We start from the raw sequence: 24,259 nt of genomic DNA on the forward strand, positions 1-24,259 counted from the left end.
GGTGATCCCGGTCGTCAGCCGGTCGCCCGGAAGGGCTGCTCCACCTCGACGAACGTGTCGGGGTAGAGGCCGTTGAAGTCGGTCCTGAGGGAGAGCGAATAGGCGCCGATATGGCCCACCTCGATCCAGTCGCCGGTGGAGACCGTCTCGGGCAGCCAGAAGGGCCGGGTCAGGATGTCGACGGAGTCGCAGGTCGCGCCCATGATGCGGAACGGCGCGAGCGTCCTCGGGTCCCCCTTGGCCGGACGCCGGTCCGGCTCGGGGATCAGGTTCACCGGCAGGGTGAGCTTGCCGGTCCACGCGTCCGACAGGCTCGCCCAGATGCCGTCGTTGATGTAGAGGCGCTGCCCCTTCCGCAGGAGAACCCGAACGAGCACGGAGAAGGCGCGGGCGGCGATCGCGCGTCCCGGCTCGGCGATGACCGGAACGTCGCCGAAGCCGAAGCCCTCGACGGTGCGATTGATGGCCGGCATCAGGAGATTGAGCGGCGGCACGGCGTGGGTGGCCGCCGCCTTCTTCCTGCGATCCTGCGCGTATCGCGCGGGAAACCCGCCCCCGATGTCGAGCGCGGCCAGCGGCACGCCCGCCCGCTGGCGCACCCATTGCGCGGTGCGCAGCGCCTTCTCGTAGGCGTCGGCCTCCTCGATCTGGCTGCCGACGTGGAAGCAGAGGCCCGCCTTCGCGCCGAGCCGGCTCACCCTCTGCAGGAGCTCGACCGCGTGGCCGGGAGCCGCGCCGAACTTGCGCGACAGCTCGTAGACCGCGTGTCCCTTCGTGGCGAGGCGCACGAACAGCGTCAGCTCGTCGATCGGCACGCCGAGCGAACGCGCCTCGCGCAGGATCTTTGCCGCCTCGCCCTCGTGGTCGAGCGCGAAATGGCGGATCCTGTAGGCGGCGAGCGCTTCCCGGATCGCGGATTCCGACTTCACCGGGTGCATGTAGAGCAGCTCCGACGACGGTGCCGCCGCCCGTGCCATGCGGAACTCCGAGGGTGCCGCGACGTCGAATGCCGATATGCCGGTATCGGCGAGCGTGTTGAGCACAAGCGGATGAGGGTTCGTCTTGACGGCGTAGGCGGTCTTGCCGCGGAAGGTCGTCGCGAAGCTCTTCGCGTCCGCGACCAGAGCCGCGGGCCTGAAGAGGTAGACCGGCATATCCGGCCAGAGCGTCTCGACGACGCCGCGCGCGTTGGAGAACTTCGGCAGCCCGCTCCCGCGGATGGCAGGAGGTGCCGTTTTCGTGGGTGCGTCCGTCATGTCCTCCTGCCTGATCTATGTCATCTCGAAGGGCGGCGAGAGCGGCGTCACACCAAGCGACAGGCGCCTCGTCCGTTCCCCGGCCCAGAGCGGGATGAGGAAAAGTGGGGACCGGTTTTCCGCGCGCATCCCGCTCCGAACCGCAACGTGATCTAGCGAGCCGGAATCCCGGGCACGGCGATCGAGCCGACGCGGCAGGATCGCCTGTCGACCTCCGGGCATGGCCGGAAGGCGAGCTGTTTCGTCAGGCAGATGCGGACCTCGTCGAGGCGTTGCCGCTCGCAGGTCACCGCGATGCCGTCCGGACGCAGGCCTGGATTGGCGCGGATGAAAGCCTCCTCGATCGCCTGGGGCGAGCCTGCCGAGCGCTGCATCGCATCAGTCAGCGAGGGCGGGATGGCGATCCGGTTCCAGGCCAGTCGCGCGAGGCGGAAATACCCTTCGGGCGTGAGGCCGGAGCAGCTGCCGTGCTTTTCCCATTCGTGGCGGATCAGCCGCTCGCTCGGCGTGAGGTCGAGACTGTCGCGCACGACCTGTGCCGGCACGCGCTCGGGCCTGGCCTGGCAGTACTCGGGATAGCCTCGCTCATATTGCGGCCACAGCCCGTGGACGATGAATCCGCGCCGGCGGCCGACGCCGCACTGCAGATTGTCGGCCGGAGAAGCCGTCTCGCAATAGGTCGGCGACCAGGAGAGGGAGAGGACGTAGAAGTCGAAGTCGCCGGCCCGGTTGATCACACGGCCCTGTGCGTGTCCCGGAGAGGCCGCGAGCAGGAGCCCGATCGCCGCGGCGAGGAGGGCGATCGGCCGCATGAAACGCACTACGGCCGCAGCATCCGGCATGCCGGAGCGTAGGCCATGTGCTCGTCGAAGCCGGCGACGCAGAACTGCAAGCCCCAACCGACGCCGGCGAAGCCCTGCTCGCTGCGCAGCCAGTAGGTCACGTCGTGCCGTGACCCGTCGGAGAGGTAGGCGGTGGCGTTGCAGTAGCGCGTCGCGATGAGCGGCGGATCCCACTGGTTCGTGGCGACCTCGCGGGCATAGACGACGTCGTTCATCAGGACCGCCGGGCTCCAGTACTCCTTCCGGTTCTGGTTGAACCGCTCGACGATCCGCGCCGCGACCTTGGGGTCGTCGCAGGCTGGCCCGGCCCAGGGGGCCACGCGGTCGGTCGAGTAGAGGAAATCGCGGTTCTCGGTGCCCCAGCCCCAGGCGCCGGCCGGGCCGGCGGCAAGCAGGATCGCCAGGACGGCGACAGGCAGAACCCGGCTCAGGACGTGCATCTCGACCTTCTCCACGACTGTTTGCCGCGGAGAGTGCCGGTGGGGCGTCGGGGGGTCAAGAGCGCCGCGGCCACAGGGGCGCGGCCGTGCTAGCGGAACGTGTAGGTCACGCCGGCGCGGACGGTGTGGCTGTCGAACTCGCTCTTGAAGGGTGTGCCGCCGATCTCGCCCGACTTCGATCCGAGGTCGGTGTAGAGATATTCCGCCCGTGCCGTGAAGTTGTCCGTCAGCGGCATTTCCACGCCTGCACCGAGCGTCCACCCGAATTCGGTGGAGCTGTCGGAGCCGGCAGGGGTCGAAACCTCCACGTCGCCGACCGCGAGACCACCGGTGCCGTAGACCATCGCGCTGTCGAACGCGTAGCCGACGCGGCCGCGGAGCGTCGAGAACCAGTCGTTGTCGCTGGTCACCGGCACACCGGCCACGACCGAGGTCGAATCGCCGGTGGCGAAGTTCACGTCGCCTTCGATGCCGTAGACGAGCCGGTCGGACTGGAACGCGATGCCGCCGATCACGCCGCCGGTGAAGCCCGTTTCCTCGCTGCCGGCGCCGGCCGTCCCGAACACCGTGTCGAAGTTGCTCCACCGCCCGCCGGCGGTCACGCCGACATAGGGGCCGGAAAAGTCGGGTGTCGAGAAGTCGTAGGCGACGGGTGCGGGCGGTGTCACGGGGATGTAGGTGTCTGCGGCACGAGCGTGCCCGGCCGCGGCGAGCACCGCCGCCGCGAGAGCAAGTCGGGCAAACATCCTGGTCTTCATCCGATCCTCCACACCGGTCATCCGGCATGCACCGTACTAAGGTGGCCCCGGTCGCGGGCCGCCACAAGTCCCCGCATCATCTTCGCTCGCATTCGTGAACGAAGCATCCTCCGGATACGGGGCGGATGTCCTCGCGCCCTGTGTAGGAAATGTGGCAGAAGCGGTCGAGGTCCCCTGGGGCCGGTGATCCTGATGTCTCTGTGGGCTTCGGGCCACAGTCGCTGCCGTGCCGCCGTCCCTCGTCCGGCCAGCGAGACTTCCGGTCGGCAAGGCAGACGCCTATCTATGGCGGGGAAGGGCGAGACCCCCCTTCGAACCCCGCAGCCTCGACACCGAAGAGCGACCGGAGCAGGTTCCTTCCGGATGAATGCCGATTCCACATCCGACGCGGCCACGGCGCCCGCCCTCAAGGGGCCGGGCGTGATCGCCGACTTCGTGACCAGGCTTCCGAAGGGCCCGGGCGTCTACCGAATGCTGAACGAGGAGGGCGAGGTCCTCTATGTCGGCAAGGCACGCAACCTGAAGGCGCGCGTCTCGAACTACGCGAGGTTCGGCGGCCAGTCGAACCGTATCGCCCGGATGATCTCCGAGACGGCGGGCATGGAGTTCGTCTCCACCCGCACGGAGACCGAGGCGCTGCTGCTCGAGGCGAACCTGATCAAGCGCCTCAGGCCGCGGTTCAACGTGCTGATGCGCGACGACAAGTCGTTCCCGTACATCCTGATCACCCGCGACCACGAGGCGCCGCAGATCGTGAAGCATCGCGGCGCGCGCAACCGGAAGGGCGACTATTTCGGGCCGTTCGCGTCGGCCGGCGCGGTGAACCGGACGCTGAACGCGTTGCAGCGGGCCTTTCTCCTGCGCTCGTGCACCGACAGCGTCTACGAGAGCCGGACGCGGCCGTGCCTCCTCTTCCAGATCAAGCGCTGCTCCGGGCCGTGCACGGGGGAGATCTCCCCGGCCGACTACGGAAAGCTCGTCGAAGAGGCGGAGGCCTTCCTCTCCGGCAAGTCCGGCGCGGTGCGGCAGGACCTCTCCGAGCTGATGGAGGCTGCGTCCCGCGCCATGGAATTCGAGCGCGCGGCCGTCTATCGCGACCGCCTGTCCGCGCTCAGTCATGTGCAGGGCCACCAGGGCGTCAACCCGAAGGGCGTGGAGGAGGCCGACGTCTTCGCCGTCCACCAGGAGGGCGGGCAGAGCTGCGTCCAGGTCTTCTTCTTCCGCACCGGCCAGAACTGGGGCAATCGCGCCTACTTCCCGAAGGCCGACAAGTCCTTCGGCCCCGAGGAGGTGCTGGAGAGCTTCGTCGCCCAGTTCTACGACGACAAGCAGCCGCCGCGCCTCGTGCTCCTTTCGCATGACCTGGAGGACGAGGCCCTGATGGCCGAGGCGCTCGCGACCCGCGCGGGCCGGAAGGTCGAGGTGGCGACGCCGAAGCGGGGTGAGAAGCGCGAGCTCGTGGAGCACGCGCTGTCGAACGCGAAGGAGGCGCTGGGCCGCCGGCTCGCGGAATCGGCGTCGCAGGGCAGGCTGCTCGACGGCCTTGCCGACACGCTCGGCCTCGAGGGGCGTCCCGAGCGGATCGAGGTCTACGACAACAGCCACATCATGGGCACCAATCCTGTCGGCGCGATGATCGTCATGGGCGAGGAGGGGTTCGCGAAGGGGCAGTACCGGAAATTCAACATCAAATCGGCGGCGCTGACCCCCGGCGACGACTACGCCATGATGCGCGAGGTCCTGACGCGCCGCTTCTCGCGGCTCGTGAAGGAGCGCGAAGAGGGCGTGAGCGACAAGGGGGAGGACGTGCCGGAGCCGGATCTCGTGGTGATCGACGGCGGCCCGGGCCAGCTCGCGGCGGCGCGGGAGGTGATGGTCGAGCTGGGCGTCGACGACATACCCGTGATCTCGGTGGCGAAGGGGCCGGACCGCGATGCCGGGCTCGAGACGTTCCACATGCCGGGCCGGGAGCCCTTCAAGCTGCCGCCCCGCGACCCCGTGCTCTACTTCATCCAGCGCATGCGCGACGAGGCGCACCGATTCGCGATCGGATCCCACCGGGCGCGGCGGAAGAAGGCGATGGGGCAGAACCCGCTCGACGAGATCGCCGGCATCGGCCCGACCCGAAAGCGCGCGCTGCTGCACCATTTCGGCTCTGCGAAGGCCGTGAGCCGGGCGGCGCTGGAGGACCTGCAGGCCGCGCCGGGCATCAGCTCCGCCATGGCCCGGCAGATCTACGATCATTTCCACGAGCGGCGGGATTGAACGCGTGAGCCGTTGCAGTGTTGTCGTGGGCGTGGTGAAAGCTAGCGGTCCGAACCCTACCGGATCTTGATCATGGTGACGAACGAAGCGAGCGGACGTGACGCGAGGTCGAAGTCCCACGCGCTGGCGCTGCCGAACCTCCTGACCTATGGACGCGTCGCCGCGGTGCCGGCGGTGGGGGCGTGCTTCTATATCGACGGCTTCGTCGGCAACTGGATCGCGCTCGGCCTGTTCGTCACGGCCAGCATCACCGACTTCTTCGACGGCTACCTCGCGCGCGCCTGGCAGCAGCAGAGCGCGCTCGGCAGGATGCTCGATCCGATCGCGGACAAGCTGCTCGTCGCGGTGGCGCTGATGACGCTCGTCGCAGACCGCACGATAGGGGCATGGTCGCTGCCGGCGGCGATCGTCATCCTGTCGCGCGAGGTGCTCGTGTCGGGCCTGCGCGAGTTCCTGGCGGAGCTGCACGTGAGCGTGCCGGTCAGCCAGCTCGCCAAGTGGAAGACGACGGCGCAGATGGTGGCGATCGGCGTGTTGCTGGCCGGCCCAGCCGGGGAGGCCGTGATGCCGGGACTGACCTTCATCGGCCGGACGTTGCTTTGGATCTCCGCCATACTCACCATCTACACGGGATGGGACTATCTGAGGGCGGCCATCCGCCACGCCATCGGAGAGGACAGTTGAAGATTCGCTACTTCGCCTGGCTGCGCGAGCGCACCGGCATCGCCGAGGAGGAGGTGAGGGTGCCGGACGAGGTGCAGACCGTGTCCGGGCTCGTCGCCTGGCTGTCGAGCCGCGGCGAGAACTATGCCTATGCCTTCGAGAATCCCGAGATCGTGCGCGTCGCGGTCGATCGGGTGCATGCGAAGGAGGACCGGCCGATCAGCGGCGCCTCCGAGGTCGCCTTCTTCCCGCCGATGACGGGGGGCTGACATGGATGCCGGCCTTCTTCCGCCGTTCCGGGTGCGCATAGCACTCGAACGCTTCGATCCGGCAGCGGAAGTGGCCTGGCTGCATGAGCTCGATGGCGCCGGGGCCGTGGTCTCCTTCACAGGCCTCTGCCGCAGCGAGGCGGGACGGCTCCAGGGGCTCGAGCTCGAGCATTTTCCCGGCATGGCGGAGGAGGAGATCGGTCGCGTGGTCACCGAGGCCTGCGGCCGCTGGCCGCTGCTCGGCGTCCATGCCGTCCACCGGGCGGGGCAGGTACTGGCCGGCGAGGAGATCGTGGTCGTGGGAACCGCCTCCGCGCACCGCCGCGCCGCCTTCGAGGCGGCGGAGTTCGTGATGGACTGGCTGAAGACGAGCGCGCCCTTCTGGAAGCGCGAGATCCTGGAGCACGGCGCCCCCGGCGAGTGGATCGCGGCGAAGGACATTGACGACGAGGCCGCCGAGAGGTGGCGCTGAGTTCCTCGGCCATGTGCTGAGGGCATGGCAGCCTCCGCGTCCTCCTTCCGGCTGGCGCGAGCGTTGTCCGGGGCTATCTTCCCCGTTTCAGAAGCCGCCTCCAGAGAGCGTTCCTAGACTCATGTCGATATTCCGTCCGACCGCAGCCATGCGGTCCGCCCCCGGCTTCCCAGAATTCGTGGCGATGATCGCCAGCATGATGGCGCTCACAGCGCTCTCGATCGACGTCATGCTGCCGGCCCTGCCCCAGATCGAGAGCGAGTTCGACGTCGGGGGGGCGAACAACCAGCAGCTCGTCGTCACGCTCTACGTGCTCGGATTCGCCGCCGGGCAGCTCTTCTACGGGCCGTTGTCCGATCGGTTCGGGCGCAAGCCGGTGCTGCTCGGGGGCCTGCTCCTCTACGCGGCGGCGTCGGTCATGTGCATGCTCGCCCACACGTTCGAGCTCCTTCTCGCCGCGCGCTTCCTCCAGGGCATCGCCAACGCCTCGCCCCGCATCATCGCGATCGCCGTCGTGCGCGACATCTATGGCGGGCGGCGGATGGCGGAGGTCATGTCCTTCGTCATGATGGTGTTCATCATCGTGCCGGTGATCGCGCCGTCGATCGGCGGGGCCTTCCTGATGATCGGCAGCTGGCACCTGATCTTCGGCGCGCTGGCCGTCATCTCGCTGGCCGTGCTCGTCTGGACGACGCTTCGGCTCGGCGAGACGCGGCCGCCCGAGAGCCGCGAGCCCCTCTCGGTCGCGTGGCTGGTGAAGGCGTTCGGCGAGACGCTGTCGAACCGCCAGACCCTCGGCTACACGCTGGCGATCGGGACGATTTTCGGGTCGATGATGAGCTACATCAACTCCGCCCAGCAGGTCTTCATGGAGGTCTATGGCGCGGGCGCCTGGTTTCCGGTGCTGTTCGGCGCCGTGGCGGGGGCGCTCGCGGTGGCCTCCTTCGTCAACAGCCGTCTCGTGGTCCGGGTCGGCATGCGCCGCCTGTCGCATGCGGCCCTGGTCGGCTTCACGGCGACGGCGATCGTCCACCTCGCCGTCTATTTCCTCCTCGGCCCGCCGTCGCTCTGGCTCTTCGTGATCCTGATGGCGATCGGCCTCTTCTGCTTCGGCTTCGTGATGCCGAACTTCAACGCGCTCGCCATGGAGCCGATGGGGCACATCGCGGGCACCGCGTCCTCCTTCGTCGGGGCCGTCATGACGGGACTTGCCGCGGCGCTAGGCTGGTACGTGGGCCAGCACTATGACGGCACGATCGTGCCCCTCGTCACGGGCTTCGCCGCTTTCGGGATCGCGAGCCTGGCGATCGTGGCCTTCACCGAGCGTGGGCGCCTGTTCGGCGTGGGCTCCGGGCAATGAGAAAGGGCGGGAGATCATCTCTCCCGCCCCTCTGAAATGTCGGCCAACCAGATGCCGGTCAGGCGGACGCGGCCATCGGCGACATCTCGGCCCGCGGCTGGACCTCGGCCAGGTAGTCCTCCATCAGCGTCTTCGTGATCTCCCCCGGGACGAAGCCGTAGGGGCCGATCTCGGAGACCGGGGTCACCTCAGCCGCCGTCCCGCAGATGAAGCACTCGGAGAGGTCGTTCATCTCCTCTGGCATGATGTGGCGCTCGATCAGCTCGTAGCCGCGGCGACGGGCGAGATCGATCACCGTGCGGCGCGTGATCCCGTCGAGGAAGCAGTCGGGCGTCGGCGTGTGGATCACGCCGTCCTTCACGAAGAACACGTTGGCGCCTGTCGCCTCCGCCACGTAGCCGCGCCAGTCGAGCATCAGCGCATCGGCGTAACCCTTCCGCTCGGCCGCATGCTTCGACAGCGTGCAGATCATGTAGAGCCCCGCCGCTTTCGACTTGGCGGGCGCGGTCGCCGGATCCGGCCTGCGCCACTGCGCGAGGTCGAGCCGGATGCCCTTCAGCCGCTGCGCCGGGTCGAAGTAGGACGGCCACTCCCAGGCCGCGATGGCGAGGTGGATCGAGTTGTGCTGTGCGGACACGCCCATCATCTCGCTGCCGCGCCAGGCGATCGGCCTGACATAGCCGTCGACGAGGTGGTTCGCGGCCAGGACCTCCTCGCATGCCCTGTTGATATCCTCGACGGAGTAGGGGATGTCGAAGCCGAGGATCTCGGCGGAAGCGCGCAGGCGGCGCGTGTGCTCGTCGAGCTTGAAGATGCGCCCGCCATAGGCGCGCTCGCCCTCGAAGACGGCGCTGGCATAGTGCAGGCCGTGGGTCAGTACGTGGAGCTTCGCGTCCGCCCACGCCACCATCTCGCCATCGAACCAGATGACGCCGTCGCGCTGATCGAAGGGTAGACCGGACATCCCAAAGCTCCTTGTGGTCCCATGTGAATCGGCCTCCGGCCGCGCTTTGCCACCTTACCCGAGTGGGGTATGTTCGCGCTCGAATGGACCGGGCCGCCGCAGATCTTGATCTCGGTTCGCGCGTACCGCGCGCGATGGATTGTTTCGTCGGCAGCCTTGCTTTCGTAACAATCGGAAAAATATATGTCAACATGACTGACATAAATATTGCCGGATCGGGCGCGCTGCAGCGTGCCGGCACCGCCGACGGCGAGGGGGCCGCGGACGAGGTCGACCAGGAGTTGATGCAGCTCGTCGAGCTCCTGTTCTTCGCATACCGCGACTTCATTGGAGATCCCGACGCGATCCTCGACGAGTACGGGTTCGGCCGCGCCCACCACCGGGTGCTGCATTTCGTCAGCCGCAACCCTGGTCTGCGTGTCGCCGATCTGCTGGACATCCTGAAGATCACGAAGCAGAGCCTGGGCCGCGTCCTGAAGCAGCTCGTCGACGAGGGCTTCATCTACCAGGAGGCGGGGCGGAGCGACCGCCGGCAGCGCCTGCTCTACCCGACCCCCGCCGGGGCGGCGCTCGCGTCGCGGCTGGCGCGGCCACAGCTCGAGCGCTTCAAGCGCGCCGTGGCCTCCGCGGGCCTGCAGGACTCCGAGGCCGCGCAGAGGTTCCTGATGTGCGTCGTCAATCCGCAGGAGCGGCAGCGCGTGGCGGCGCTGATGCGCGGCGGCCAGGGCAAGGCGCGGGAGGACGACGCGTGAGCGGCACGCTTCCCGTTGCGCAGGGGGGCGCACCGCCCGACGACGAGGCACCGCACCTCCTCGTCGTCGACGACGACGGCCGCATTCGCAAGCTCCTCTCGCGCTATCTCTCGGGCAACGGCTACCGCGTCACCACGGCCGAGGACGCCGCCGAGGCCCGGCGGCGGATGCAGGGGCTCGTCTTCGATCTCATCGTGCTCGACCTCATGCTGCCCGGCGAGTCGGGCCTCTCCTTCGCCCTCTCGACCCGGCAGGTCTCCGACATTCCGATCCTGATGCTCACGGCCCGCAGCGAGACGGAGCATCGTATCGAGGGGCTGGAGGCGGGGGCGGACGACTATCTGTCGAAGCCGTTCGAGCCGCGCGAGCTCCTGCTGCGCATCGCGAGCGTCCTGCGGCGCCGCAGCGGCGGCGAGGAGCGGGAGGACGGCGAAACGGTCACGTTCGGCCCGTTCCGCTTCCACACCGGCCGCGCCGAGCTCAAGTGCCGGGGGCAACTCGTGCGGCTGACCGAGCGGGAGAGGGAACTGCTCCAGCTCTTCGCCTCGAGACCCCGTGAAACCATCTCCCGGCTGGAGCTGGCCGCGAGCGCCAACGGCAGCGAGCGGGCCGTCGACGTGCAGATGAACAGGCTCAGGCGCAAGATCGAGCTGGATCCCGCCAATCCCGTGCATCTGCAGACGGTCCGCGGGATCGGCTACCGGCTGCAGGTGGATTGATGGCCGTCGGTGCCGACGGGGCGAGCCCCGCGATCCGGGCCCGCCGGCTCTGGCGCCGGCTTGGCCGGGCGCTCTACGACATGATGCCGAAGGGGCTCTATGCCCGCTCGCTCCTGATCATCATCATCCCGATCGTGATCCTGCAGGCCGTGGTCGCCTTCGTGTTCATGGAGCGGCACTGGCAGCGCGTGACGGCCCGCCTCTCGGCAGCGGTGACCGCGAGCATCGCCGGGCTCATCGACGTCTACGAGACGTACCCCGAAGAGCAGGGGCACGACGAACTCGTCCGCATCGCGCGCGAGCATTTCGGCCTCATCGTCTCCTTCCTGCCGGCCGAGCCGCTGCCGCCACCAGGGCCCAAGCCGTTCTTCTCGCTCCTCGACCGCACCCTCAGCGAGGAACTGACCCAGCAGATCGGGAGGCCGTTCTGGATCGACACGGTCGGACGCTCCCGCCTCGTGGAGATCCGGATCGAGCTCGACGACGCGGTCATGCGCGTCTTCGCGCGACGCAGCCTGGCGTCCGTCTCGAACTCGCACATCTTCATTCTCTGGATGGTCGGGGCGTCGCTCATCCTGCTCGGCGTCGCCGTCGTCTTCCTTCGCAACCAGCTCAAGCCGATCGTGCGCCTGGCCGAGGCCGCGGACCGCTTCGGCAAGGGGCGCGACGTGGACGACTTCCGGCCCGGCGGCGCGCGCGAGGTGCGCCAGGCGGCGCACGCCTTCCTGCAGATGAAGCATCGCATCGAGCGGCAGATCGAACAGCGGACGACGATGCTCGCGGGCGTCAGCCACGACCTCAGGACGATCCTCACGCGGTTCAAGCTCGAGCTCAGCTTCTTTCCCGATGTTCCCGAGGCCGAGGAGCTGCGGCGGGACGTGGAAGAGATGCAGCAGATGCTCGAGGACTACATGGCCTTCGCGCGCGGTGACGGAGGGGAGCAGCCGGAGGAGGTCGACGTGCAGGCGCTGCTGGAGTCGCTTCGCGCCATCGCCGAGAGGACGGGCGATCGGGCGACCGTGCGATACACGGGCGCCGCGACGGCCACCCTCAAGCCGAACGCGATGAAACGCTGCCTCGGCAACCTCGTCGCGAACGCCTCGCGGCACGGGAGCGAGATCGCGATCACCGGCATCCGGGGCGCCTCCTGGCTGACCTTCGTCGTCGAGGACGACGGGCCGGGTGTTCCCCCGGAGCTGCGCGAGGATGTCTTCCGCCCGTTTTATCGGGTCGAGAACTCGCGCAACCGCAAGAGCGGCGGGACCGGGCTCGGACTTTCCATCGCCCGCGACGTCGCCCGCAGCCACGGCGGCGAGATCACCCTCGGAGAGAGCGAGATGGGCGGCCTGAAGGTCACGGTCCGGATCCCGGTCTAGGTTGTGCGCCTCTCCGGGTGGTGCAGACCCTCCGCAGCGGATAGGCTTGGCGCTCTCGCACATCGAAGGGTTGTCCGATGCCACCGTCGGCGCTGCTCCTCAACCTCGCGCACTTTCTCGACCACTTCTTCCTTCTGATCTTTCCGACGGCCGTTCTGGCGATCCATCCCGCCTGGGGCATGAGCTACGGCGAGGCGCTCAGCCTCGGCACCCCCGCCTTCGTCGTCTTCGCGCTGGCCACGCCGCTCTCGGGCTGGCTCGGCGACAGGCTCGGTGGCCGGCCCATGATCCTCGCCTTCTTCCTCGGCATCGGCCTTTCGAGCATCGCGACGGGACTGGCCACCGGGCCGGTGACCCTCGCGCTCGGTCTCGCGGCGATCGGCCTCTTCGCCTCGATCTACCACCCCGTCGGGACGGCCATGGTCGTGCGCGTGGCCGTGCGGCGGGGCAGGGCGCTCGGCGTGAACGGCGTCTTCGGCAACATGGGAGTGGCCGCCGCGGCTCTCGTGACGGCCTGGCTCGCGGCTCATATGGGATGGCGCGCGGCCTTCGTTCTGCCGGGCATCCTCAGCTGCGTGGCCGGCCTCGCCTACGCGCTGGTATCTGACGACGTGGGGGCGGAAACGGCGGAGCCGCATCGTACTGGCGGGGGCGACGGCGCACGTGGCGAGCAGGCGAGGGTGCTGCTCGTGGTGGCGGTGAACGCCCTGCTCGGCGGCATCGTCTTCAACGGCGTGACGATCGCGCTGCCGAAGCTCTTCTCGGAGCGTCTGGACGGTGCCGGACTGGCGGCGGTGGGGGCATATGCCTCCCTGGTCTTCGCGCTCGCCGCCTTCACGCAGATACCGGTGGGCCGTCTGCTCGACCGGATCGGCGCGAAGCCGATCCTCGTTTCCCTCGTCGCACTCCAGACCGTATTGCTCGCCCTGGTGTCGACGGTCGAGGGCCCGCTCGTCGTTCTGGCGGCGGTTCCGCTGATGCTCGCCGTGTTCGGCACGATCCCCGTCGGCGTCTGGCTCATCAGCCACTACGTCGCGCCCGACTGGCGGTCGCGCGTCTACTCCGTGCAGTTCCTGCTGTCGCTGGGGGTGGGCGCGGTCGTGGTGCCGGTCCTCGCCTGGACGCACGAGGCGAGCGGCGGCTTTCGGCTCGCCTTCCTGCTCTTTGCGGGGGCCACCGGGGCGGTCCTGGCGACCAGCGCCATGCTGCTGCCGCGAGAGAGCCGTCCTTTGACAGGAGAGACGGCGCGGGCGGAAGGAGCCTGAGGCTCCGTCAGAACAGCCGGCTGCCGTTCGGCACCGGCCGCTCCGGCGTGACGAGCACGACCTCGCCCTTCACGTCCGGGAGGCCGAGCGTCAGAACCTCGGACATGAATGGTCCGATCTGGCGCGGCGGGAAGTTCACCACCGCCATCACCTGCCGTCCGACGAGCTCCTCGGTGTTGTAATGCGCGGTGATCTGGGCGGAGGACTTCTTCACGCCCACATGGCCGCCGAAGTCGATCTTCAGCTTGATCGAGGGCTTCCGCGCCTCGGGGAAGGGCTCGGCCTCGACGATCGTGCCGACGCGGATGTCGACCTTCAGGAAGTCGTCGAACGTGATGGTGTCGCTGGCGGATGCATCGTTCATGGGCCGCGGGTAGCACGCGCCGTCGCGGCCGGCAAGCGTCAGATCCCGGAGCCGGAGCCCTCCTGCTCGGGGTCGAGCGGAGTTCTCGGATCGTAGCGATCTCGCGAGTATCTGCCGCGGCGGCCGATGTCGCCGAACCTGCCGAACATGCGCGATAGACCCTCGGCAAACCCCATGGCCCGCTCGCCTTCACGCAGCCGCCGGTCGAGCGCGACCATCGTCTTGGCCATGCCCGGGTCGTCGTCCTCGAGCCAGACGCGGAGCGTTCGGGCAAAGACGACGGCGAGCCCCTGGGCCCGCAGCGCACCGATCTGTCCGCCCGTGTCCATGCCTGCGGCCTCGAGCGTCCAGGTCATGGAGCGCATGCCCGCATCGCGGAGCCTTATGAGATCCGCCGGGGAGCGGGCGAGGGCATTGGCGATCGATCGCACGGCGGCGCGGTGCGGGCGGAGCGCGTCGAAGCGCGCCATCATCACGTCGAACAGCCGCTCGCGGGGCGGCTCGCCCGACATCTCCGTGTCGATCGTGTCGAGCACCTGCTGGTCCGTGCGGTCGGACAGGGCGACGAGGATGTCGAGCTTGTCCCGGAAGGCGGCGTGGAGCTCTCCGAGAGAGACATGCGCCTCGTGGGCTATGTCGGCGAGGGAGACGTCTTCCCAGGGACGGCGGGCCGCAAGGCCGAGCGCGGCGTCGAGCAGGCGGTCCTTCGGGCTTTGATCTTCCATCACGGTCACGGCGGCTTGCTCTGTCATGACGTCAAATCTAGCCCTTCGGTCGGCGGGGGCAAGCCTTCGACTCACGTCGCGAGCTGGCGCGACCTCGCCGCTGCGGCGGCGACCGCCTCGCGCATCAGGGCGCCCAATCCGTGCTCTTCGCGCATCAGAACGGCGAGGGCGGCAGCCGTCGTGCCGTTGGGGGACGTGACGTTCTCACGCAGCTTCGAGGCCGGAAGCCCGCTCTCGAGCATCAGCGCTCCCGCTCCCGCGACGGTGACGGCGGCCAGCCGGGCGGCCAGATCCTGCGGCAGCCCTTCGGCATGCCCCGCCTCGGCGAGGCACTCGGCGAGATAGAAGGCGTAGGCCGGGCCCGATCCCGAGACGGCGGTCGCCGCGTCGATCAGCTGCTCCTCGTCGACCCATTCCACCACGCCCAGCGACTCCAGGAGCCTCGTGCAGACGCGGCGCCCGTCCTCGTCTACGGCCTGGTTGGCGTGGGCGACGGTCACGCCCTTGCCGATGGCCGCGGGGGTGTTCGGGATCGAGCGGACGATCGGGGTGCCTGTGGGAAAGTGGCGGGCGATGCCCTCGAGCGTGCGGCCCGCGGCGATGGAGATGACGAGCGTCGACGGCGAAGCGAAGGGTGCGATCCTCGCCAGGACATCGTCCATGACCTGCGGCTTGACCGCGAGGACCATCTTGTCCGGAGCAGGGCCCTCGGCGGGATCGGGGTTGAGATGGATGCCCCGCGTCTCCGCCAGCTCGCGGAGACGGTCGCTCGGTTGCGGCTCGATCACGAATGTCAGGTCGGGGTCGAGGCCCCGGGCGATCCATCCCTCGAGCATCGCGCTGCCCATGCGGCCTGCCCCCACCAGGAGGAGGGGGCCGACATCGGCGAGACTCATGCCTCGCCCGCCGTCTCGAACAGGGCGGATTCCAGCGCCTCCTCGGCCGACTTGCCGGCCCAGACGACGAACTGGAAGGACTGGAAATAGCGCTCGCACGCCTCGATCGCCGCGTCGAGCATCATCTGGCACTGCCGCGAGCTCGCCTCGGTGCCTGCGAGCGGCAAAGCGTGGCGGAAGATCACCACGCCTTCCTGCGTCCACAGGTCGAAATGGCCGAGCCACATGAGCTCGTTGATGCGGGTCATGAGATCGACAACCTCCCGGCGCCGGGGCGACGGGACCTTCAGATCGAACGCGCAGGCCAGATGCAGCGCCTCGACCTCGTCCATCCAGGTGAACGAGATGTGGTAGTCGGTCCAGGAGCCGCTCACGCTGATCGTGATCTCGTGGTCGCCGGAGCGGTCGAAAGCCCAGTCGTTGAGCGCAGCGAGGTGCTCGATCGTGTCGACGGGGTTGGCGGCGCGCTCGAGTTCGATCTCCAAGAAGGTCATAACCTGGTCCTTTACGGGTTGGAGGTCGTGATGGCGACGCTCGGGGAGCGGCGCAAGGCGGGACGGGACGAGATGTTCGGGACGTCCCGTCGTGTCGGCCGGCGTAAAGGAAGAGACATTCCCGCGCGGCTGGTCGGGAAGTTCTCTGAACGCGGCGAACTGGAGTCGAATCGCTGCATGATTCAGACTATATCGCGTGCGCGACGGGCTTCGCCACCAGCGTATGTCGGAAGAGCGTTAACAGGCTGTTAACCCTAAGCCCACCGCGTGCCGCAGCGGCAACCGGCCGGTCACCTCGCTTCAGATCGCCGGATCGGAGCTGTCCCCGACCGCAGATCCGGCCGTCGACTGGTGCTTGGCCTCGAGCGCGGCGACGCGCTCCGACAGCCGAACGTTCTCCTCGCGCGCCTTGATGGCCATCTCGCGGGCGGCCTCGAATTCCTCGCGCTGCACGAGGTCGAAGTCACGCAGGACGCGCTCCATCTGGGAGCGCACCATCGTCTCGATTTCCTCACGAACGCCGCGCGCCACACCGGCGGCATCCGTCGCCAGGCGGCCGAGCTCGTCGAAGATCCTGTTTCGGCCGTCACTCATCACGTTACCCTCCAGACATGCGGAAGGCCGGCGCCACGGGGCACCGGACACCGCCGCAACATGGGCCGTCGGCCTTCGTGACGCAAGAGGAGGGGCGGATCGAGCTGTCGATCCTTGCCCGAAGGGACCATTCAGTTCGCGCCGATCGGCGAGTTGCGTCCCTTGTCGGTCTCGCCTGGTTCCACGTCCCGCGCGGCCTCGGCGAACCCCTTGGTCGTCCCGCGCTTCGGGCCACCCTTGTCCATCTCCTGACCCATGACGTCGGCGGCGAACTGGCGCAGGTCGTTCCGGTCGAGATGGCGTTCGCGACGCCCCCTCTCGCGTGCCACGCGCTTCACCGCGTGCGTCAGGATCTGCGAACGCCTGCCGGCCGAGCGCCCGTCACCGCCGCCGTCCGAGCCGTGGCCCCGACGCGCGGCCTCCCGTTCGGCGCGCAGGTCGCGCTCGATGGAGGCGAGCTCCTCGCTGTCGACGTTCTTGACGCCCGGATGCCGTGAGCGCTCCACCAGGGCGGTCTGGCGTTCGTCGAGGTGCTTCGCGTCATCACGGGTGGGATGTCCCATCATCCTCTCCTCTGGTTCGGCAAGTCCGGGATCGGGCCTTTCCACTATCGAAACGTCTCAAGGGACGGCGGGTTTCCTCTCAAGGCAGCTGCCGGTCGCAGCGATAGAACCCGCGGTAGCCGACCGTCAGCCCCTGATCGAGCTCGAAGACGAGGTCCGCCTTCCACTCCTGCCTGCCGTTCTCCGTCTCCGGCTCCTCGTCCGGGAGATGCCGGACCGCCATCGTGACGCCGTCCGCCGCCATGGTCGGGCCCGCGAGGAGGGTGTCGAAGCCGTCGCTCCCTTCGGAGCGGAGGGCGACCAGCTCGCCGTTGAGCTTCATCACGCCCTGCGCCGGTCCGGTCTCGCCCGCTCGCGCGACGAGGATCGGATCGCTCTCGGCGGTGCGGACGAAGTCGCAGCCGGGCGCGCCGGGGGGCACGACGTCGTCCGCCTCGGCCTCCGGCATCGGCTCGGGGTCGAGCGTCGCGATGACGGTGCGGCTCAGCGCCTCCCGGAGGGACGCGACCTCCGGCGGCTCGTCGGCTTCCGTTACCTCGGACGGCTCCGCCCCGCCGTGCTCCTCGATGTCGGCGATGAGATAGCGCATCTCGGCGATCTCGCGCTGCTGCGCCTCGATGATCTCGTCGGCGAGCTTGCGGACGCGAGGATCGGTGATCTCTGCCCGCTCGCTCGTCATGATGGCGATCGAGTGATGCGGGATCATCGCGCGCATGTAGGAGACCTGGCCGACCGTCGCCTGGCTGCGGACGAGCCAGAGGGAGCCCGCGAGAACCACGACGCCGGCGACCATGATCGCCACGTTTGCGGCCCGGTTCGGATACATGGCGAACATGTAGCCCATCATGACGACCGCCATGGCGCCACCCATCAGGATCGCCATGTAGACGCGCGTCTCGCTGAAGAAGATGTGCTCCCAGGCGTAGGTGTTCAGGTACATCAGCCCGAACATCACGATGGTCGAGGTGGCGATCATCGCCGCGAAGCGTCCGTAGGACATCGCAAGGCCTCCTTCGCTTGTTGGGTCTCGATCCCGCCGGGCGCCGCCTCGGGTGGACGTTTCCAGCCGGGTAGCAGGGCCCCCAGGGAGCCGGCGGGACGGAGAGACACCGGGCCAACGGCCGCTGCCTGCCGGAGTTCCGGCAGCTGCGACAGCAGAGCGCCTCCTGTCGGCTTGCATCCCCCGCGCCGCCCTGCAAATCTCCCGGCACGCGAAGGCCGAGAATTTCCAAGACGCTAAGGGAGGAGAGCCGGATGGAGAGCCGTGCTGCGGTGGCGTTCGAGGCTGGCAAGCCTCTGGAGGTGGCGACGGTTCGGCTCGAGGGGCCGAAGGAGGGCGAGGTTCTCGTCGAGATCAAGGCGACGGGGATCTGCCACACGGACGAGTTCACGCGCTCGGGCGCCGATCCCGAGGGGATCTTCCCGGCGATCCTCGGTCACGAGGGTGCGGGCGTGGTGGTCGATGTGGGGCCGGGGGTCCGCAGCCTGCGGAAGGGCGACCACGTGATCCCGCTCTACACGCCGGAGTGCCGCGAGTGCCCGTCTTGCCTGTCGCGCAAGACCAATCTGTGCACGGCGATCCGGACGACGCAGGGGCAGGGGCTGATGCCGGACGGCACCTCGCGCTTCTCGCTCGACGGCAAGCCGATCCACCACTACATGGGCACCTCGACCTTCTCGAACTTCACGGTGCTGCCGGAGATCGCGGTGGCGAAGATCCGCGAGGACGCGCCGTTCGACAAGGTCTGCTACATCGGCTGCGGCGTCACGACGGGGATCGGCGCGGTGATCAACACCGCGAAGGTGGAGGCTGGCGCGACGGCGGTCGTGTTCGGGCTCGGCGGGATCGGGCTCAACGTGATCCAGGGGCTGCGGCTCGCCGGCGCCGACATGATCATCGGTGTCGACCTCAACAACGACAAGAAGGAATGGGGCGAGCGCTTCGGGATGACGCATTTCGTCAACCCGAAGGAGGTGGGCTCCGACCTCGTGCCCCATCTCGTGAACATGACGAAGCGCGGCGCCGACCAGATCGGCGGGGCCGACTACACCTTCGACTGCACCGGCAACGTGACGGTGATGCGCCAGGCGCTCGAATGCGCCCATCGCGGCTGGGGCCAGTCGATCGTCATCGGCGTCGCGCCGGCCGGCGCGGAGATCTCGACCCGGCCGTTCCAGCTCGTGACGGGCCGCGTCTGGAAGGGCACCGCCTTCGGCGGCGCCAGGGGCCGCACCGACGTGCCGAAGATCGTCGAGTGGTACATGGAGGGCAAGATCGAGATCGACCCGATGATCACCCACACGATGCCCCTCGACGACATCAACAAGGGCTTCGACCTCATGCACCACGGCGAATCCATCCGCTCCGTCGTCCTGTTCTGAGACGAGAAGGGGCGGCCATGGGCCGCCCCAGCCTTCCGGTCGGTCGTCGGTCAGACCAGGTGGTCGATCTCCGGCACGGGCTCGCCGGCCGCGACGCGGCGGATGTTCTCGAACATCCGGCTCACCGTCGCGTCGAAATTGTCGGTCGCCTGCGCCGCGATGTGGGGCGTGACGACGACGTTCGGGAGCCCGATCAGCCGGTTGCCGGCCGGCGGCGGCTCGGTGGCGAAGACGTCGACGCCGGCGCCCCTCAGCTTGCCGCTCTCGACCGCGTCGGCGAGATCCTCTTCCACCACGATGCCGCCGCGGGCGGTGTTGATGAGGATCGCCCCGTCCTTCATCGCGGCGAACTGTTCCTTCCCCATCATCCAGCGCGTCTCGGGCGTCAGTGCGCAGTGCAGCGACACGACGTCGGATTCGCGGAGCAGGGTCTGCAGGTCGGCATGCTCGACGCCGAACTCCCGCTCCTCGTCCGCCGGCAGCTTCGTCGGCTTCGTGTAGAGGATGCGGCAGTCGAAGCCCCGCAGCAGCTTCGCGACGTTCTTGCCGATGAAGCCGAGCCCCACGAGCCCGACCGTCTTGCCGGTCAGGAGGAAGGTGCGCGGGCCGACTGCGCCCTTCAGCCATTCGCCGCGCAGCATGCCCTCGTGCCCCGAGACGATGGAGCGCTGCACGGACAGCATGAGGGTGACGGCCGTCTCGGCCACCGCCCGGGCGTTCGATCCCGTCGTGCGCATGACCCGGATGCCGACCTCGCGCGCGGTGTCGATGTCGATCGAATCGTAGCCGACGCCCCATTTGTGGACGCCCTTGAGCCGCGCCGCCGCGCCCGCGCGCATCATGGCCGCGTCCACGGGAAGATCGCCCGTGACGAGAAAGTCCGCTCGCTTCGCCGCCGCCATCTGCTCGGCCGGATCACGGCTGGCGACGGTCTCGAGCGCGAATCCGTCGGGCAAGAGGCCGTGCATCTGCTCGAGGCGCTGGGGCGAGATGGGGTCGAGGACGACGATCAGGTGGCTCATCGGGGCTCCGGGAGAGGGAGGATCTGCGAGAGGCGGATGGCGGCGGTCAGCCGGCCGGCCGGCGCGGCTCGGCGTCCTCGGCTTCACCGCCGGAAGGTGGTACGCGATCCGGCCAGAAACGGACGCCGGGCCGCGCGAGGCCGCCGCCCAGCGCCATGACGGTGCCGTCGGCGCGCCAGCAGGCGGCGCCGGTCATCGTGCCGTCCTGCTCGAAGGCGATCGCGTTCATGCCGCCGCCGATATGCGGCACGACCTTGACCTCGTGGCCGCTGGCCGCCAGAGCCTCTTCGGCGCCGGCTTCGGCATAGGCCTTCTCGATCTCGACCTCCTGGCCCTGCGTCCACAGGCGCGGCGCCTCGACGGCCTCCTGGAGGCCCATCCGATGGTCGACGAGGTTGACGATCGCCTGGAAGGCCGAGGGAAAGATGCGCAAGCCGCCGGGCAGGCCGAGCGCGTAGAGCGGGCGGCCGTCCTTCAGCACCATCATCGGCGCCATCGAAGTCGGCACGCGCTTGCCCGGCGCGACCGAGAGGGCACGGCCGGGATGCGGGTCGAAGTTCGACATGTAGTTGTTCGGGATGAAGCCGGCCTCCGGCACCATGAAGCGGGCGCCGAAGATGCCGTTGATCGTGTGCGTCGCGGTGACGACGTTGCCTTCGCGGTCGGCGACCGTGACATGGGTCGTGTCGCGCGATTCGTAAGGTGCGGTTGCGGTCGGGGCAGGGCCGGCCGAACCGAAATCGATCTGCCGCCGGCACTCCTCCGCGTAAGCTTTCGACGTCAGCCGCTCGACCGGCACGTCGACGAAGTCGGGATCGCCGCTCGTCTTCACCCGGTCGGCGAAGGCGATGCGGATGGCCTCGGCCATCAGGTGCAGCGTGTCCGGCGTCCCGAAGCCCATCGCGCGGACGTCGAAGCCCTCGACGATGTTCAGCATCTGGGTCACGTGCACGCCGGAGGAGGCAGGCGGCGGCGGGCCGACGATCTCGTGGCCGCGATAGGTGCCGACCACCGGCTCGCGTTCCATGACGCGGTAGCTCTCGAGATCCTCCTCGCTGAGCCAACCATCGTCTTCCGTCCCCGCGCGGATGCGGGCGACGAGAGCGCGGCCGAGCTCGCCGCCGTGGAGCGCCGCGGCGCCCTCGCGGGCGATGAGCCTGAGGCTCTCCGCGTAACCCGGCTGGGCGAGGCGCTCGCCGGGCTTCGGCGGCTCGCCGCCCGGCAGGAGGATCGAGGAGATCACGGGGTCGCGCGCCAGGTCCTCGCGCGATTCGCCGATCGCGCCAGCGAGATAGTGGGTGATGGCGAAGCCGCGGGCGGCCAGGCGGATCGCCGGATCGACGACGTCCGCGAAGGGCAGCCTGCCGAAGCGCTGCTGCATCGTCCACCAGCCGAGCAGGTTGCCCGGAACGGCGACGGCGGTCGGGCCGACGGCGCTGCGGCGGCCGACCGTCTCCATGTGGTTCGGCGGCTCGTCCGACACCGGCTCGAAACAGGTCGCATGCGCAGCGCCCGGCGCCGTCGACATCGCGTCGAAGACGAGGTGCCGGCCGTCCGCGAGGCGGAGATGGGAGAGGCCCCCGCCGGCGATGCCGACCATCATCGGCTCGACCACCGTCAGCGCGAGCAGGGAGGCCACCGCCGCGTCGACGGCGTTGCCCCCGGCGCTCAGGATCTCCGCGCCGGCCGCCGTGCCGAGCGGATGGTTCGTCACGACCATGCCGCCGGCACCCGAGGCGGGGCGCTTCTCGCAGGCGAGGTCGACGGGCGAAAGCCGCCGCCAGTCCCGTGCGCTCATCGCCCGACGCTCCCAGGCGAGAGCGTCACCGGCGTTCGGCGGCCGTCGTGGCGCGTGGCGGCGCGGGTCCGGCGGAGGGTGGTCATGAGGCTGCAGCTCGACTTTTGCGGTGCCGCTCGCGGGGCGGTGGGATGAGGGACGACGGGTGTTGAAGCGGCTCCCGATCTTAGGCGCGTTCGCACTCGCCGCAAGATGCGAAGCGGCAGCCGTCGGCGGGCGGCGACTCTTCCCTCGAGGTGGGTGCTGCATCAGGCCGTGACACCGGCGGCGTCGGCCGGGCGGGGGGACAGGATCTCGATGATCTCGATCAGGTGGCGGGCCACCTCGTCGAGGCCGAACAGGAGCGTGCCGAGCGCGCGCTCTGCGGCCGGCGTCCGGCCGCCGGCGAGCGAGCCGCTCAGCGCCTGCACCTGGGCGCGCGCCTCCTCGAGCCGCGCCCGCATCTCGTCGAACTCGGGCCGCGGCCCGCCCTGCGCGAGCGCATCGCCGACGCAGCGAAGCGCGTCCTCCACCGTGTCGAGCACCGTCTGGGAGGCGGTCACGAGGGTCGGGAGACGCTCGGCCGGCAGGTTGAAGGCGTCCTCGATGAGCACCCGCTCGAGAATGATGATGCCGTGCCAGAGCCGTTCGATCCGGCGCAGGAGCTCGAGGATGGGCCTGCCGTTCCTGAGGCGCCGCCGCACCTTCGCGCCGCTCGCCGCGGCACGGGCCGCCTGCATGTGGGAGAGGAACCGGCCGTGCAGGCCCTCCGGGACGCGCCTTTCCCCATCGTTCACCTCCGGATCCAGCACGCAACGGAGAAGCTCTCCGGCCGTAGCGAGCCCCTGCCGTGCCTGCCGCAGCGCCCTGTCGCGACTGCGGTCGGGCCAGACGAGAATCGCGGTGAGGAAGCCGGTGAGGCCACCGAGAATGATCGCGGCGGCGCGTGGCACCGCGTCGTCGAGCGGCGCTTCGCCGGTCGAGGACAGCACGAGGATTGTGCCGGGCACGACGCCGAAGCGGAGGCCGGGCCAGCGGATCGCCAGCGCGTTCACGACGGTCGCCGCGAAGACGAGGCGCAGGAGGACGTAGCCCGTGTCCGGCGGCACCCAGACGGCGACGAGGCCGAGCGCGGTGCCGAGAATCGTCGCGAGGACGCGGAAGCCGGTCGCGAGCATCGTCTCGTCGACGCTCGTCTGGACGACGAGCAGGGTCGAGATCATCGCCCAGGACATGTCATCGAGGCCGAGAAGGTGCATCGCATACCAGGTCAGCGTGCAGGCCACGGCGGTCTGCACGATGATGCGGTAGGCGTCTCGGTGTCTGGCGGTCAGGGACATTGTCTCGAGCGGCTGCGGGGCCCGGTCTGCCGGAGCCTCCGCAGGAGGCAATGTCCGAGGCCGCGCCGCGGTTCGAGGTGGACCGATCGCCGCGGCGGGCTTCCTCGCCGTACCTACATGTCGAGGAAGACCGTCTCCTTCTCGCCCTGCAGATGGATGTCGAGCCGGTAGCCCGGCATGCCGTCGGCGTCGAAACGCCCGGCGATCATCGTTTCCTGCAGCCACGGCGCCCCGGCCGCCTTGAGCACGGGGTCGTCCGCGTTCGCCTCCGCCTCGTCGGCGAAGTAGAGACGTGTGTGCAGATGGATGTTGATCCCCCGCGAGAAGATGAGGATGTCGATGTGCGGCGCCTCGGTGCGGCCGTCCCGGTACGGCACCGGGCCCGGCTTCACCGTCTCGAACCACCACCGGCCCGTGGTCCAGTCGGTCACCGTGCGGCCCCAGCCGAAGAAGCCGTCCTGGCCGTAGCGCCCTTTCGAATCGGCCTGCCAGATCTCCATCATCGCGTCCGTGACCGGCTGGCCGGCCCCGTCGATCAGCAGCCCTTCTATGCGGATGCGGGTGCCGTCCGCGTCGCCCTGCAATATGTGCGGGTTCTCCTGCGTGCGGATCTCCAGTCCGGCCGCCGAGGGCACCGTGCCCAGATGCACGTAGGGCCCGGCGGTCTGCGAGGGCGTCTCCTTCAGTCGCTGGAAAATCAT

The 24,259-nt window shown here is 69.1% G+C and carries 26 protein-coding genes; 10 read left to right on the top strand and 16 right to left on the bottom strand.

Translation table 11 applies throughout. The features are described 5' to 3' along the window. Nucleotides 1–14 precede the first annotated feature (14 nt). The 4 genes from N177_RS15770 to N177_RS15785 form a co-directional block, all read right to left on the bottom strand. Nucleotides 15–1,205: a type III PLP-dependent enzyme domain-containing protein gene (locus tag N177_RS15770; protein ID WP_425280804.1), complete on the bottom strand. Its 1,191-nt coding sequence runs from the start codon at nucleotides 1,203–1,205 to the stop codon at nucleotides 15–17. Nucleotides 1,206–1,408: 203 nt separating this feature from the next. After that, entirely contained in the window at nucleotides 1,409–2,068 is a 660-nt protein-coding gene (locus tag N177_RS15775) for a ribonuclease T2 family protein (protein WP_040486059.1), read from the bottom strand. Between the two features lie 8 nt (nucleotides 2,069–2,076). Further along, nucleotides 2,077–2,538: a hypothetical protein gene (locus N177_RS15780; protein WP_152527944.1), complete on the bottom strand. Its 462-nt coding sequence runs from the start codon at nucleotides 2,536–2,538 to the stop codon at nucleotides 2,077–2,079. 89 nt (nucleotides 2,539–2,627) lie between these two features. Continuing rightward, complete coding sequence (locus N177_RS15785) at nucleotides 2,628–3,296, bottom strand: outer membrane protein (RefSeq protein ID WP_023433386.1); 669 nt, start codon at nucleotides 3,294–3,296, stop codon at nucleotides 2,628–2,630. A gap of 363 nt (nucleotides 3,297–3,659) precedes the next feature. Here N177_RS15785 and uvrC point away from each other — a divergent pair, with 363 nt between their 5' ends. From uvrC to N177_RS15810, 5 genes are all read left to right on the top strand, one after another. Then, entirely contained in the window at nucleotides 3,660–5,561 is a 1,902-nt protein-coding gene (gene uvrC, locus N177_RS15790) for an excinuclease ABC subunit UvrC (protein WP_040485941.1), read from the top strand. Nucleotides 5,562–5,633: 72 nt separating this feature from the next. After that, entirely contained in the window at nucleotides 5,634–6,245 is a 612-nt protein-coding gene (pgsA, locus tag N177_RS15795) for a CDP-diacylglycerol--glycerol-3-phosphate 3-phosphatidyltransferase (RefSeq protein WP_023433388.1), read from the top strand. Then, the gene (gene moaD, locus N177_RS15800) at nucleotides 6,242–6,493 is read left to right on the top strand and encodes a molybdopterin converting factor subunit 1 (RefSeq protein ID WP_023433389.1); all 252 of its coding nucleotides are present in this window, start codon (nucleotides 6,242–6,244) and stop codon (nucleotides 6,491–6,493) included. Before pgsA ends, moaD begins: the two co-directional genes overlap by 4 nt. Nucleotide 6,494: 1 nt before the next feature. Continuing rightward, a complete protein-coding gene (locus tag N177_RS15805; protein WP_023433390.1) occupies nucleotides 6,495–6,965 on the top strand; it encodes a molybdenum cofactor biosynthesis protein MoaE in 471 nt (156 codons plus the stop codon). Between the two features lie 148 nt (nucleotides 6,966–7,113). Next, nucleotides 7,114–8,325, top strand: coding sequence for a multidrug effflux MFS transporter (locus tag N177_RS15810; RefSeq protein WP_040485942.1), 1,212 nt, complete (start codon nucleotides 7,114–7,116; stop codon nucleotides 8,323–8,325). 58 nt (nucleotides 8,326–8,383) lie between these two features. On the opposite strand, the gene N177_RS15815 is transcribed toward N177_RS15810, so the two are convergent. Further along, nucleotides 8,384–9,289 carry a branched-chain amino acid aminotransferase gene (locus N177_RS15815; RefSeq protein ID WP_023433392.1) on the bottom strand — a complete coding sequence of 302 codons (906 nt, stop codon included), beginning with the start codon at nucleotides 9,287–9,289 and terminating at the stop codon, nucleotides 8,384–8,386. A 191-nt stretch (nucleotides 9,290–9,480) separates the two neighbouring features. On the opposite strand from N177_RS15815, the gene N177_RS15820 reads away from it, so the two are divergent. The 4 genes from N177_RS15820 to N177_RS15835 all read left to right on the top strand — a co-directional run bounded on the left by N177_RS15820 (nucleotide 9,481) and on the right by N177_RS15835 (nucleotide 13,401). Next, complete coding sequence (locus N177_RS15820; RefSeq protein WP_023433393.1) at nucleotides 9,481–10,041, top strand: MarR family winged helix-turn-helix transcriptional regulator; 561 nt, start codon at nucleotides 9,481–9,483, stop codon at nucleotides 10,039–10,041. After that, the gene (locus N177_RS15825; protein ID WP_023433394.1) at nucleotides 10,038–10,760 is read left to right on the top strand and encodes a response regulator; all 723 of its coding nucleotides are present in this window, start codon (nucleotides 10,038–10,040) and stop codon (nucleotides 10,758–10,760) included. The genes N177_RS15820 and N177_RS15825 overlap by 4 nt, the downstream gene beginning before the upstream one ends. Next, nucleotides 10,760–12,136, top strand: a complete 1,377-nt coding sequence (locus tag N177_RS15830; protein ID WP_023433395.1) for an ATP-binding protein — start codon at nucleotides 10,760–10,762, stop codon at nucleotides 12,134–12,136. The genes N177_RS15825 and N177_RS15830 overlap by 1 nt, the downstream gene beginning before the upstream one ends. 77 nt (nucleotides 12,137–12,213) lie before the next feature. Then, nucleotides 12,214–13,401, top strand: a complete 1,188-nt coding sequence (locus N177_RS15835; protein ID WP_023433396.1) for an MFS transporter — start codon at nucleotides 12,214–12,216, stop codon at nucleotides 13,399–13,401. Nucleotides 13,402–13,408: 7 nt separating this feature from the next. Here N177_RS15835 and N177_RS15840 read toward each other — a convergent pair whose 3' ends face one another. The 7 genes from N177_RS15840 to N177_RS15870 form a co-directional block, all read right to left on the bottom strand. Beyond that, nucleotides 13,409–13,765 carry a tRNA-binding protein gene (locus tag N177_RS15840; protein ID WP_023433397.1) on the bottom strand — a complete coding sequence of 119 codons (357 nt, stop codon included), beginning with the start codon at nucleotides 13,763–13,765 and terminating at the stop codon, nucleotides 13,409–13,411. Between the two features lie 38 nt (nucleotides 13,766–13,803). Then, on the bottom strand, nucleotides 13,804–14,517 hold the full coding sequence (locus tag N177_RS15845) for a TetR family transcriptional regulator (protein WP_051402425.1): 714 nt from the start codon (nucleotides 14,515–14,517) through the stop codon (nucleotides 13,804–13,806). 44 nt (nucleotides 14,518–14,561) lie between these two features. Beyond that, nucleotides 14,562–15,386, bottom strand: a complete 825-nt coding sequence (gene proC, locus N177_RS15850) for a pyrroline-5-carboxylate reductase (protein WP_023433399.1) — start codon at nucleotides 15,384–15,386, stop codon at nucleotides 14,562–14,564. Then, nucleotides 15,383–15,880 (bottom strand): type III secretion system chaperone family protein, encoded by a 498-nt coding sequence (locus tag N177_RS15855; RefSeq protein ID WP_023433400.1) that lies wholly within the window; start codon nucleotides 15,878–15,880, stop codon nucleotides 15,383–15,385. Before N177_RS15855 ends, proC begins: the two co-directional genes overlap by 4 nt. Before the next feature lie 300 nt (nucleotides 15,881–16,180). Beyond that, a complete protein-coding gene (locus tag N177_RS15860; RefSeq protein WP_040485943.1) occupies nucleotides 16,181–16,474 on the bottom strand; it encodes an accessory factor UbiK family protein in 294 nt (97 codons plus the stop codon). 131 nt (nucleotides 16,475–16,605) lie between these two features. Beyond that, entirely contained in the window at nucleotides 16,606–17,037 is a 432-nt protein-coding gene (locus N177_RS15865) for a hypothetical protein (RefSeq protein WP_040485944.1), read from the bottom strand. A 79-nt stretch (nucleotides 17,038–17,116) separates the two neighbouring features. Then, entirely contained in the window at nucleotides 17,117–18,037 is a 921-nt protein-coding gene (locus N177_RS15870; protein WP_023433403.1) for a DUF305 domain-containing protein, read from the bottom strand. Nucleotides 18,038–18,291: 254 nt separating this feature from the next. Between N177_RS15870 and N177_RS15875 the strand changes: the two genes are divergently transcribed. After that, a complete protein-coding gene (locus tag N177_RS15875; protein WP_023430621.1) occupies nucleotides 18,292–19,419 on the top strand; it encodes an S-(hydroxymethyl)glutathione dehydrogenase/class III alcohol dehydrogenase in 1,128 nt (375 codons plus the stop codon). A 50-nt stretch (nucleotides 19,420–19,469) separates the two neighbouring features. Here N177_RS15875 and N177_RS15880 read toward each other — a convergent pair whose 3' ends face one another. The 4 genes from N177_RS15880 to pcaG all read right to left on the bottom strand — a co-directional run bounded on the left by N177_RS15880 (nucleotide 19,470) and on the right by pcaG (nucleotide 24,259). Further along, nucleotides 19,470–20,441, bottom strand: coding sequence for a 2-hydroxyacid dehydrogenase (locus N177_RS15880; protein ID WP_023433404.1), 972 nt, complete (start codon nucleotides 20,439–20,441; stop codon nucleotides 19,470–19,472). Nucleotides 20,442–20,487: 46 nt separating this feature from the next. Next, nucleotides 20,488–22,239 (bottom strand): gamma-glutamyltransferase, encoded by a 1,752-nt coding sequence (ggt, locus tag N177_RS15885; RefSeq protein WP_023433405.1) that lies wholly within the window; start codon nucleotides 22,237–22,239, stop codon nucleotides 20,488–20,490. Between the two features lie 248 nt (nucleotides 22,240–22,487). Then, nucleotides 22,488–23,558: an FUSC family protein gene (locus N177_RS15890; RefSeq protein WP_023433406.1), complete on the bottom strand. Its 1,071-nt coding sequence runs from the start codon at nucleotides 23,556–23,558 to the stop codon at nucleotides 22,488–22,490. Nucleotides 23,559–23,671: 113 nt separating this feature from the next. Further along, nucleotides 23,672–24,259: a protocatechuate 3,4-dioxygenase subunit alpha gene (gene pcaG / locus N177_RS15895; RefSeq protein ID WP_023433407.1), complete on the bottom strand. Its 588-nt coding sequence runs from the start codon at nucleotides 24,257–24,259 to the stop codon at nucleotides 23,672–23,674.

The sequence above is a fragment of the Lutibaculum baratangense AMV1 genome (assembly GCF_000496075.1).
In the GTDB taxonomy this organism is placed as follows: domain Bacteria; phylum Pseudomonadota; class Alphaproteobacteria; order Rhizobiales; family Tepidamorphaceae; genus Lutibaculum; species Lutibaculum baratangense.